7 protein-coding genes are annotated in these 12,123 nt (G+C 73.7%); 3 read left to right on the top strand and 4 right to left on the bottom strand.

Annotated features, from left to right (window positions below):
- Positions 1-418 precede the first annotated feature (418 nt).
- Positions 419-1,216 carry an SDR family NAD(P)-dependent oxidoreductase gene (locus tag CTKZ_RS13855; protein WP_124343498.1) on the bottom strand — a complete coding sequence of 266 codons (798 nt, stop codon included), beginning with the start codon at positions 1,214-1,216 and terminating at the stop codon, positions 419-421.
- A 15-nt stretch (positions 1,217-1,231) separates the two neighbouring features.
- Positions 1,232-2,140: an SURF1 family protein gene (locus CTKZ_RS13850; protein ID WP_124343497.1), complete on the bottom strand. Its 909-nt coding sequence runs from the start codon at positions 2,138-2,140 to the stop codon at positions 1,232-1,234.
- A 298-nt stretch (positions 2,141-2,438) separates the two neighbouring features.
- Here CTKZ_RS13850 and CTKZ_RS13845 point away from each other — a divergent pair, with 298 nt between their 5' ends.
- From CTKZ_RS13845 to CTKZ_RS13835, 3 genes are all read left to right on the top strand, one after another.
- Positions 2,439-4,925 (top strand): phosphoketolase family protein, encoded by a 2,487-nt coding sequence (locus CTKZ_RS13845; RefSeq protein WP_124343496.1) that lies wholly within the window; start codon positions 2,439-2,441, stop codon positions 4,923-4,925.
- Between the two features lie 186 nt (positions 4,926-5,111).
- Positions 5,112-7,217 carry a phosphate acetyltransferase gene (pta, locus tag CTKZ_RS13840; protein WP_124343495.1) on the top strand — a complete coding sequence of 702 codons (2,106 nt, stop codon included), beginning with the start codon at positions 5,112-5,114 and terminating at the stop codon, positions 7,215-7,217.
- Positions 7,214-8,506 (top strand): acetate/propionate family kinase, encoded by a 1,293-nt coding sequence (locus tag CTKZ_RS13835; protein WP_124343494.1) that lies wholly within the window; start codon positions 7,214-7,216, stop codon positions 8,504-8,506. Before pta ends, CTKZ_RS13835 begins: the two co-directional genes overlap by 4 nt.
- Before the next feature lie 139 nt (positions 8,507-8,645).
- Here the strand turns inward: CTKZ_RS13835 and CTKZ_RS13830 are convergent, their stop codons facing one another.
- Positions 8,646-10,259: a succinic semialdehyde dehydrogenase gene (locus CTKZ_RS13830; protein WP_124343493.1), complete on the bottom strand. Its 1,614-nt coding sequence runs from the start codon at positions 10,257-10,259 to the stop codon at positions 8,646-8,648.
- 153 nt (positions 10,260-10,412) lie between these two features.
- Positions 10,413-12,123: phosphoenolpyruvate--protein phosphotransferase (ptsP, locus tag CTKZ_RS13825; protein WP_443090078.1), on the bottom strand; the 1,711-nt coding region annotated here is incomplete at its 5' end.

Raw genomic sequence — 12,123 nt, 5'->3', positions numbered from 1 at the left:
CCGTGACGACGGCCGCGTCGGGTCGCGCGCTGGCCCGGGGGTCGGCGCGCACAGGTCGGGCGCGCCCACGCGCGTCCGGCAGCGGACGCGGCGGGGCCGCGCGGTGCTCCGCAGACACCCTCCCGACGCTGCCGCCGGGCTACGGGCCCGACGAGACCACGGGCGCGCCGCTCGGGGCACGTCCGGGTGCCCGAAGGGGCACCGGTCGTCGCTCGCCGCGGACCCGGCGGTCCGGCACCGGCGATGGCCGCACGCCGTGGTCCGTCAGGCCCGCAGCGTCAGTCCCCGCCGGATCACACCCGATCCGTCGCACCCGCCGCGTCTGATCCGCTGCGTGAGACCTGGTGGGCCGCGTCTGGTGCGTCAGACCGGGTGCGTCGGGCCCGGCGCGCCAGTCGAGGGCGTCAGGACCGGCGCGTCACGGCAGGATCGAGTCGACGTAACCGCCGTCGACGCGCACCGCGGCACCGGTGGTCGCGGACGCGAGCGGCGACGACAGGTAGACGACGAGGTGCGCGATCTCCTCGGGCTCGATCAGCCGCTGCAGGAGCGACTGCGGGCGGTGCAGACGCATGAACTCGCGCTGCGCCTCGTCCCACGGCAGCGACCGGTCGACGAGCTGGTAGACGAAGTCCTCGACACCGCCGGTGTGCGTCGGGCCGGCGATCACGGAGTTGACCGTGACCCCCGTCCCGGCGGCCTCCTTCGCGAACCCGCGCGAGACGCCGAGCAGGGCAGTCTTGGAGACGCCGTAGTGGATCATCTCGGCGGGGATCACGACCGCGGAGTCGCTCGCGATCATGAGGACGCGCCCCCACCCACGCGACATCATGCCGGGCAGGTAGGCACGTGTGAGCCGGACGGCCGTGAGGACGTTGACCTCGAAGTACCGCCGCCACTCGTCGTCGGTGACCTCGAGCGCGGGCCGCGCCTCGAAGATGCCGAGGTTGTTGACCAGCACGTCGACGTCGGGCAGGCGCTCGAGCACGGCGGCCGTGCCGTCGTCGGTCGTGACGTCGCCGGGCGCCGCGACGACGTCCGCGTCAGGTACCTGCTCGGTCAGCCGGGCGATCGCGGCGTCGACCGACTCCGCGGTCCGTCCGTTCACGCCGACCCGCGCACCCGCGCGGGCGAGGCCCACGGCGATCGCGGCGCCGATCCCCTGCGTCGAGCCCGTCACGAGCGCGGTCCGGCCACTCAGGTCCAGGACGGTCATGCGACCGACGCTAGGTCAGGCGACCGGTGACCGCCCGCCGTCGGGCTCGGACCCGGACTCGGAGGACTCGAGCTCGGGCTCCGCGGGCTCGGGCTCAGACGTCGTCTCGAGCGCGGGCTCGGACTCGGGCCCCGGCTCGCCCTCATCCTCCGGCAGCCGACGGTCCCCCGCCGCCTCGTCGCGGACGAGCCGCCACCACAGCGCGACGGCGAACCCGCCGAAGATCCACCACTGCGCGGCGTACGCGAGGTTCTGGATGTTGAGACCCGCGCCGGGCGAGCGCGGTGGGTCGAGCAGGACGACGTCCGGGGACTGCGCCGGGGCGGACGACGCGACGACGAGGTAGCCGGTCCAGATCGGCCCGCCCCACACGTTGAGCAGCTCGGGCGAGCTGATCGCGTCGGTCTGGCCGTCGTGCACACCGCTGCCGGCGGCCTCCGACACCTGGAGGTAGCCGACGAGGTCCACCACGCCGGCCGGCGGCGCGTCGGCGTCGGCGGGCGAGCCCACCCAGCCGCGCACGACGGGCAGCACGGCCTCACCCCCGTCGGACCCAGCGCCGGGCACGTGCAGCGGCGTCAGGACCAGGTACCCGGTGACGTCGTCGTGCGCGCGCCCCGGGACGAGGAGCTGCCCGGACGTGTCGTACGTGCCGGTCACGGACACCTTCTTGCCGACCATGTCGCCGTGGAACGCGGTCTGCGGCGCGAGGACGTCGTCGAGCGGGACGGGGTCCGCGGCGACCTGCTCGGCGACGTGCCGGGCCTCGGCGCGGGCGCCACGCACCTCGGCGCGGTCGAGCTGCCACGCGCCGAGCCGCCCGCAGACCGCGGCGGCTCCGAGGAGCACGACGAGCAGCAGGAGCATGCGCGGGCGTCGCGCGGCCTGCCACCACGTCGTCGTCGGCGCCTCCTGCTCGGTCACCGGGTCACGGTAACCCGGCCCGGCCGACGCCCCTGCACACCGCCCGCGCCGCACCGCCAAGGACCCCCTCGACGACCGCGCCAACACCGGCTGACCTGCGCGCGGACACCCGGTGACGGGCCGAACGAGACCAACGTCACCTCCTGCGCAGGGGGCCGTTGTGCGGTTGTATGACACGTGGGCGTGCCGTCGTTCCCCGGCCGTAGGTCGGAAGTCCCGGAACTCGGTGCGATCCCAGGGAACGCTGGCAACGGGGGCACCGGCGAGGCAAGCAGCCGGACGACGATGGGGAGCGAGCATGAGCACTGCGACGTCGGCCGAGACCACCTGGCGCAGGGGGTCCGGCGAGACTGTCTCCGCGGAGACGCTGGAACGCATCGACCAGTGGTGGCGTGCCGCCAACTACCTGTCGGTCGGCCAGATCTACCTGCTGGACAACCCCCTGCTGCGCGAGACGCTGACGCGTGACCACGTCAAGCCGCGTCTGCTCGGCCACTGGGGCACCACCCCCGGTCTCAACTTCCTGTACGCGCACCTCAACCGCGTCATCGCGGAGCGCCTGCAGTCCACGATCTACGTCACGGGCCCGGGCCACGGTGGTCCGGGCCTCGTCGCCTCCGCGTACCTCGACGGCGTGTACTCGCACGTCTACACGGACATCACGGAGGACGACGAGGGTCTGCGCCGGCTGTTCCGGCAGTTCTCGTTCCCGGGCGGCATCCCGTCGCACGTGGCCCCGGAGACGCCGGGCTCGATCCACGAGGGCGGCGAGCTCGGCTACGCGCTGTCGCACGCGTACGGCGCGGCGTTCGACAACCCGGACCTGCTGGTCGCGACGGTCATCGGCGACGGCGAGGCGGAGACGGGCCCGCTCGCGACGAGCTGGCACTCGAACAAGTTCGTCAACCCCGTGAAGGACGGCGTCGTCCTGCCGATCCTGCACCTCAACGGGTACAAGATCGCGAACCCGACGGTGCTGGCCCGCATCAGCGACGACGAGCTCGAGGCCCTCATGGTCGGCTACGGGCACAAGCCGCACGTGTTCGTCGCGGGCTTCGACGACGAGTCCCACGCGGACATCCACGGCCGCTTCGCGACGCTGCTCGACGAGGTCCTCGACGAGATCGCGGAGATCAAGGAGCAGGCCCGCGCGGGCAAGGACGAGCGCCCGATGTGGCCGATGATCGTCTTCCGCACGCCGAAGGGCTGGACCGGCCCGGACTACATCGACGGCAAGAAGACGACGGGCTCGTGGCGTGCGCACCAGGTGCCGCTGTCGAGCGCGCGCGACACCCCGGAGCACCTGGACGTGCTGCGGACGTGGCTCGAGTCGTACAAGGCCGAGGAGCTCTTCGACGCGACGGGTCGGCTGAACGACGACATCCGCGCGCTCGCGCCGCCCGAGGGCCTGCGGATGAGCGACAACCCGCACGCGAACGGCGGGCTGCTGCTCAAGGACCTGCGCCTGCCGGACTTCCGCGACTACGCGGTCGACGTGCCGACGCCAGCCGGCTCGATCAGCGAGGCGCCGCGCGTCCTCGGCCAGTGGCTGACCGACGTCATCAAGCAGAACCCGGACAACTTCCGGATCTTCGGGCCGGACGAGACCGCGTCGAACCGTCTGCAGGCGGTGTTCGAGACCACCGACAAGCAGTGGAACGCGGACTTCTACGGCGAGGAGGTCGACGAGCACCTGTCCCGCGCGGGGCGCGTGCTGGAGATGCTCTCGGAGCACCAGTGCCAGGGCTGGCTCGAGGGCTACCTGCTCACCGGACGCCACGGGCTGTTCAACTGCTACGAGGCGTTCATCCACATCATCGACTCGATGTTCAACCAGCACGCGAAGTGGCTCAAGGTCACGAACCACATCCCGTGGCGCCGGCCCATCGCGTCGCTGAACTACCTGCTGTCGAGCCACGTGTGGCGGCAGGACCACAACGGGTTCAGCCACCAGGACCCCGGCTTCGTCGACCACGTCATCAACAAGAAGGCCGAGGTCGTCCGGGTCTACTTCCCGCCGGACGCGAACACCCTGCTGTCGACGTACGACCACTGCCTGCGCAGCCGGCAGTACGTCAACGTCGTGGTGTCCGGCAAGCAGCCCGCGCCGAACTTCCTCACGATGGACGAGGCGATCGCGCACTGCACGCGCGGCCTCGGCATCTGGGAGTGGGCGGGCACCGAGGTCGCGGGCGAGAAGCCGGACGTCGTGCTGGCCGCGGCGGGCGACGTGCCCACGCTCGAGGTGCTGGCCGCGGCCGACATCCTCAAGCGCGAGCTGCCCGACCTCAAGGTGCGCGTCATCAACGTCGTCGACCTCATGCGGCTGCAGGACGAGAAGGAGCACCCGCACGGCCTGTCGGACACGCACTTCGACGGCCTGTTCACCGCCGACCGGCCGGTGATCTTCGCGTACCACGGCTACCCGTGGCTCATCCACCGCCTCACGTACCGCCGCAACGGGCACGCGAACATCCACGTGCGCGGGTACAAGGAGGAGGGCACGACGACGACGCCGTTCGACATGGTCATGCTCAACGACCTCGACCGGTTCCACCTCGTCATCGACGTCATCGACCGCGTGCCGCACCTGGGCACCGCGTACGCCGGCCTGCGTCAGCGCATGGTCGACAAGCGCATCGAGGCCCGCGAGTACACCCGCGAGCACGGCGACGACCTGCCCGAGGTGCGCGACTGGGTGTGGCCCGACGCGGGCGAGACCGCCACGGAGCAGGGTGGCCCGCAGCAGAACGCCACCGTCTCCACGGGCGGTGACAACGAGTAGCACCCCCGCGAGGGCCCGCCCTCGCACCGGCCCGTGACGCACGCGGGCCACCGCCGGACCCGGGCGGGTCGCGCCGACGCCACCGCGAACCGCCGCGACCCGCCCGTCCCGTCCGGAGCACGAGCACGACCCCCGCACCAGCACCACCCCCGGCACCTCGGGGATCACGCACCAGGAGCAGCCCCCGTGGCCCGCAGCATCTACCTCACCTCCCCCGAGGGGGACTCCGGCAAGTCCGTCGTGGCGCTCGGCCTCGTCGACCTGCTCTCGCGCAGCGTCCAGCGGGTGGGGGTGTTCCGGCCGGTCGCCCGCTCGACCAAGACGCGCGACTACGTGCTCGAGCTGCTGCTCGCGCACGACGGCGTCGACCTCACGTACGACGAGTGCGTCGGCGTCACGTACGAGGAGGTGCTGGCCGACCAGGAGGCCGCGCTCGGCAAGATCGTGCAGCGGTACCACGAGGTCGCGCGCCGCTGCGACGCGGTCGTCGTCGTGGGCTCGGACTACACGGACGTCGCCGGCCCGACGGAGCTCGCGTACAACGGCCGGATCGCGGCCAACCTCGGCGCGCCGGTCGTGCTCGTCGTCAACGGGTCGGGCCGCACGCCCGAGGCCATCCACCAGGTCGTCGACATCGTCGTGGGGGCGATGCGCGACGAGCACGCGCAGGTGCTCGCCGTCACGGTCAACCGGTGCGGTCCCGCGGCGCTCGACGCCGTGAAGGCCGAGGTCGAGGGCGGCACGGGCCTGCCGACGTTCGCGCTGCCCGAGAGCCCGCTGCTCACCGCGCCGACCGTCCGCCAGCTCATGGAGGCCGTCGGCGGCTCGCTCAGGGCGGGCGACGACGAGCTACTGTCCCGCGAGGTCCTCGACGTGCTCGTCGGCGCGATGTCCGTGGAGCACCTGCTCGACCGGATCGCCGACGGCGCCGTCGTCATCACGCCGGGCGACCGGTCGGACGTGCTGCTCGGCCTGCTCATGGCGCACGCCGCCGAGGGCTTCCCCTCGCTCGCCGGCATCATCCTCAACGGCGGGTTCGAGCCGTCGCCGGTCGTCATGCGTCTCATCGACGGCCTCGGCACGCGCCTGCCCATCATCACGACGTCGTTGGGGTCGTTCCGCTCGGCGAGCGCGGCGGCCTCCACCCGCGGCCACCTGTCCGCGGACAGCCAGCTCAAGGTCGACACCGCGCTCGCGCTGTTCGAGGAGCACGTCGACGGCACCGCGCTGCTCGGGGCGCTCGACGTCGCGCGGCCCGAGGTCGTCACGCCGCTCATGTTCGAGTACGAGCTGCTGGACCGGGCGCGCGCCGACCGCAAGCACATCGTGCTGCCCGAGGGGAACGACGACCGGATCCTGCGCGCCGCCTCGACCCTGCTGCGCCGCGGCGTCGCACGCCTCACGATCCTCGGCGAGCCCGCCGCGATCCGCACCCGCGCGACCGAGCTGGGCCTCGACCTCGCGGACGCCGACCTGATCGACCCGCACGACCCCGCGTGGGTCGAGCGGTTCGCGGCGGAGTACACGCAGATCCGCGCGCACAAGGGCATGACGGTCGAGCGCGCGCGGGAGATCGTCCCGTCCGTGTCGTACTTCGGCACGATGATGGTCCACCTCGGGCTCGCCGACGGCATGGTGTCGGGCGCCGCGCACACGACCGCGCACACCATCAAGCCGTCGTTCGAGATCATCAAGACGGCCCCCGGGACGAGCAGCGTGTCGAGCTGCTTCCTCATGTGCCTCGAGGACCGCGTGCTCGTCTACGCCGACTGCGCCGTCATCCCCGACCCCACGGCCGAGCAGCTCGCCGACATCGCGATCTCGTCCGCCGCGACCGCCGTGCAGTTCGGCATCGAGCCCCGCATCGCGATGCTGTCCTACTCGACCGGCGCGTCCGGCACGGGCGCCGACGTCGACAAGGTGCGCGCCGCGACCGCGCTGGTCCGCGAGCGCCGCCCCGACCTGTCCGTCGAGGGCCCGATCCAGTACGACGCCGCGGTCGACGCGTCCGTCGCGCAGACGAAGCTGCCCGACTCCGCCGTCGCCGGCCGCGCCACCGTCTTCGTGTTCCCGGACCTCAACACCGGCAACAACACGTACAAGGCCGTCCAGAGGTCCGCCGGTGCGATCGCCGTCGGCCCGGTCCTCCAGGGCCTCAACAAGCCCGTGAACGACCTGTCCCGCGGCGCGCTCGTGCAGGACATCGTCAACACCGTCGCGATCACCGCGATCCAGGCGCAGGCCGACGCACCGGCCGGCGCGACCACGACCTCGGAGGCCGTCGTCCGATGACCATCACCCAGCCCCGCCCGCACAGCGCGCACGGAGCCCACGGCAGCGTCCTCGTCGTGAACTCCGGGTCGTCGTCGATCAAGTACCAGCTCGTCAACCCGGTCGGCGGCGAGGCGATCGCCGCGGGCATCGTCGAGCGCATCGGCGAGGACGTCGGCACCGTCAAGCACACGTTCGCGGGCAGCACGACGACGCGCGACACGGTGATCGCCGACCACGGCGCGGGGCTGCGGGTCGTCCTGGGCCTGTTCGACGAGATCGGCCCCGACCTGGCGGCCGCGCACGTCGTCGCGGTCGGGCACCGCGTCGTGCACGGCGGGTCCGACTTCACGGGCCCCGCGCTGGTCGACGACGAGGTGATCGCGCGCATCGACGCGCTCGCGCCCCTCGCCCCGCTGCACAACCCCGCCAACCTCACGGGCATCGAGGTCGCGCGCGAGCTCCTGCCGGACGTGCCGCACGTCGTCGTGTTCGACACCGCGTTCTTCCACACGCTGCCCGACGCGGCCGCGACGTACGCGATCGACCAGGGCGTCGCCACGACCTACGGGGTGCGGCGGTACGGGTTCCACGGCACGTCGCACGAGTACGTGTCCGGCAAGGTCGCGCGCGTGCTCGGCCGTCGCGTCGAGGAGCTCAACCAGATCGTCCTGCACCTCGGCAACGGCGCGTCCGCGTCGGCGGTGCGCGGAGGTGTCGCGGTCGAGACGTCGATGGGACTGACCCCGCTCGAGGGCCTCGTCATGGGCACGCGCTCGGGCGACGTCGACCCCGCGGTCCTCATCCACCTGCAGCGCAACGCGGGCATGTCGGTCGACGAGATCGACGACCTGCTCAACCGCCGCTCGGGCCTCAAGGGGCTCGCCGGGGAGAACGACTTCCGCGAGATCCACCGCCTCGTCGAGGAGGGCAACCCCAGCGCGCAGCGCGCCCTCGACGTCTACATCCACCGCCTGCGCAAGTACGTCGGCGCGTACATGGCCGTCCTGGGCCGCGTGGACGTCATCACGTTCACCGCGGGCGTCGGGGAGAACGACGACGCGGTGCGCGCGCTCGCGCTCGCCGGGCTCGAGCCGTTCGGCATCGCGGTCGACCCGCAGCGCAACGCGGGCCGCAAGAAGGAGCCGACGACGATCTCGCCCGACTGGACGAGCACGCGCGTCATGGTGGTCCCGACGAACGAGGAGCTCGCGATCGCGCGCCAGGCCGTCGCGACCATCGAGAAGGCCGGCCTCGAGGGCACGTCGGACGAGACGGACCCCGCCCCGGCGGCCGCCGGCCACGCCTGACGCGGCACGCCCACCCGGCCCTTCCCCACCCCCTACCCCGCCTCCGCCTCCGCACCCGCCGAGCACGCCATCAGGCACGCGTCGGGGGCTCCAGGCGTGCGTGATGGCGCGTTCGGCGGGCCAGCGGACGTCGCGGGCGTCAGGGGAGGCGGGCCGCCTTCATCGCGCGGAGCACCTCGGTGTAGACCCGGGGCCACGTCTCGGTGCCCAGGTCGAACAGGCGGTGCATCCCGAGGCCCGCGTGCACGCCGTGCTGCACGGCGACCGTCTGGACGCGCGTCGTCCCCCACAGGCCCTCGCGCCCGTGCCGGTGCCCGTGCCCGGAGTCGCCGACCCCGCCCTGCGGGGCACCGACCGAGCCCCACGTGGTGACGTACCCCTCGTTGACGTTGACCGTGCCCGCGCGCACCCGGCGGGCCAGGGCGGCACCGCGGCGCGTGTCGGCGGTCCAGATGCTCGCGTTGAGGCCGAGGTCGCTGTCGTTCATCGCGGCGACGGCCTCGTCGTCCGACGCGACCGGGTAGAGCGCGACGACCGGGCCGAACGTCTCCTCGCGGTGCAGGCGTGCCTCGGGCGGGACGTCGACGAGGACCGTCGGCTCGTAGAAGTAGGGACCGACGTCGGTGCGGTGCACGGCACCGGCCAGGACGGTCGCGCCGTGGCCGATCGCGTCCTCGACGTGCTCGACGACGGTCGCGAGCTGCGCGGCGGACGTGAGCGACCCGACGTCGGAGCGGTAGTCCAGCCCCGAGCCGAGGCGCAGCGCGCGCGTGCGACGGGCGAACGCGTCGGCGAACGCGTCGAACACCTCCTCGCGCACGTAGATCCGCTCGATGCTCACGCACACCTGGCCGGTGCCGACGAAGCACGCGCGGACCGCACCCTCGGCCGCGACCTCGACGTCGGCGTCCTCCGCGACGTACATCGGGTTCTTGCCGCCGAGCTCGAGGGTCACGGGCACGAGCCGCTCCCCCGCGCTCGCCGCGACGACGCGACCGGTCGCGGTCGATCCCGTGAAGCTCACGTGGTCGGCGTGCTCGACGACCGCCGCACCGACGGTCGGTCCGTCGCCGACGACGACCTGGACGAGGCCCTCGGGCAGCCCGGCCTCCTCGAGCAGCTCCGCGGCCCACAGCGCCGTCAGGGCGGTCTGCGGGTCGGGGCGCAGGATCACGGCGTTGCCCGCGACGAGCGCCGGCAGGACGTCGCCGAGCGTCAGCGTGAGCGGGAAGTTCCACGGCGCGATGATCCCGACGACGCCGACGGGGTGCCGCAGGACGCGGACCGACGTGAGGCCCGGGATGAGGCCGGGGACGCGGCGCGTGCGCAGGTACCGGCCCGCGCGCGCGGCGTAGTGCCGCGACACGAGCGCGATGTCGCAGACCTCCTCGAACGCCGCGACGCGCGCCTTGCCGGTCTCGAGCTGGATGAGGTCGAGCACGTCGCTCTGCCGGGCGAGCACGAGGTCGTGCACGCGCGACAGCACCGCGGTGCGCGCCCGCAGGGGCGTCGCGGCCCACAGCCGCTGGGCGGCGCGCGCCGCGCGGGCGGCACGGGCCACGTCGGCCGGGGTGGACAGCGGCACCGCGGCGATCGGGCCGCCCGTGTAGGGCGCGTGCGCGGTGTGCGTCGCGGCGCCCGGCTCGGCGACGACGCGGGCGAGGAGCGTGCGGACGTCCTCGGGTTCGAGCACGTACGTCGCGAGCGGGTCGGTCTCCGGGTCGTGGAGCTCGGTGTGTCCGTCGTGCGCCATGCGCGTCAGGGTACGCGCGGCACCTGTCCTCCGGACCCGCGCGGCAGGGGTGTCGGCCGACGTCGCCCCGCCGGGTGACGCCCGTCGTGGCGGGGACCGGTCGTGGCGCCCGCCGCGACGGGCACCGGTCGTGGCGCCCGCCGCGACGTCCGCTCAGACGCCGAGCGTGTCGCGCACGTCCGGCACGAGCATCGCGACGACCGCGGCGCGCGCGGCCTCCGCCGACTCCGCCGCGAGCGCGGCCGCGGCCATCGTCGCGCACTGCGCACCGGTGTGGTGGCGCAGCGCGTACCGGACGGCCGGGACGGCGCCGCCGGACATCGACAGGCTCGTCACGCCCAGCCCGACGAGGACGAGCGCGAGCACCGGGTCGGACGCCGACTCGCCGCACACCCCGACGGGCTTGTGCAGCTCCTGCCCGGCGCGGGCGGTCGCGTCGACGAGGTCGAGCACCGCGGGCTGCCACGGGTCGAGCAGGTCGGCGAGCTCGCCGCGCAGGCGGTCGGTCGCCATCGTGTACTGCGCGAGGTCGTTGGTGCCGAGCGAGACGAAGTCGACCTCCGCGAGGATCTCCCGCGCGCGCAGGGCCGCCGCGGGGATCTCGACCATGACGCCGACCGTCGACAGGCCGTGCGCGCGGGCGCGCGTGGCGAAGTCCCGCGCCTCGGCGGCGGTCGCGATCATCGGCGCCATGACCCAGGGCGCGGCGCCCGTCTCGGACTGCGCGGCGCCGAGCGCGGCGAGCTGGACCTCGAGCAGGTCGGGGTCGTTCCGGACGAGCCGGTACCCGCGGACGCCGAGCGCCGGGTTCTCCTCGTCGGCCTGCGTCGCGAACGCGAGCGGCTTGTCGGCGCCCGCGTCGAGCGTGCGGACGACGACCTTGCGCTCCCCCAGCGCCGCGAGCGCCCGCGCGTAGACGGCGGACTGCTCCTCGCGGGTCGGGGCGGTGGTGCGCTCGAGGAACAGCACCTCGGTGCGGAACAAGCCGACGCCCTCGACGGCCGCGGCGGAGACCCGCTCGGCGTCCTCGGCGGTGCCGATGTTGGCGAGCAGCTGCACGGGCCGCCCGTCGGCCGTCCCGCCCGCGGCGGTGTCGGCCGCGAGCGCGTCCTCGACCTGTGCGCGGCGGGCCAGCTCGGTCCGCAGCGCGTCGTCGGGGTCGAGCGTCAGGGTGCCGGCGGCGGCGTCGACGGCGACCTCGGTGCCGTCCTCGACGGTCGTGGCGAAGGGCACCTGGACCAGGCACGGCAGGCCGAGCTGGCCGGCGATGATCGCGGTGTGGCCCGTCGGGCCGCCGAGCTCCGTGACGATCGCGAGGACCTTGTCGAGGTCGAGCGCCGCGGTGTCGGCGGGCGCGAGGTCCCGGGCGACGACGATCGAGGGTCGGTCGAGGTGCGGGACCCCCGGTGCGGGCAGACCGAGGGCCTGCGCGACGACGCGGTCGCGCACCGAGTGCAGGTCGGTGACGCGCTCGGCGAGGTAGCCGCCCGCCTGCTGGAACATCGTCGCGAACATCGCGACGACCCCGTCGACCGCGTGCACGACGTGGTCGCCCGCCGAGATGCGCGTGAGGACCTGGCTGCGCAGCGCCTTGTCGTCGGCCATCTGCGCGGTCGCGGCCAGCACGTCGCGGACCGTCCCCGTCGCGCGCGACGACTGCTCCCGCAGGTCCTCGACGACGCGCGTGAACGCCTCGTCGACGATGCGGTGCGCGCTCGCCGGGTCCGCCGGGACGCCGTCCACCAGCAGCGGTGCGTCGTCGTCGACGTGCGGCGGCGGCTGCACCTGGGCGACCGGCCCGACGACGCCCCGCCGGCCCACGCCGACGCCGCGCAGCACGCGGTCGGCGTCGCGGGTGCCGGGC

Origin of the sequence: Cellulomonas algicola (assembly GCF_003851725.1) — a bacterium.
In the GTDB taxonomy this organism is placed as follows: domain Bacteria; phylum Actinomycetota; class Actinomycetes; order Actinomycetales; family Cellulomonadaceae; genus Cellulomonas; species Cellulomonas algicola.
Note: the sequence above shows the minus strand (reverse complement) of the source record. Positions and strands in the feature narration are given on the sequence as shown.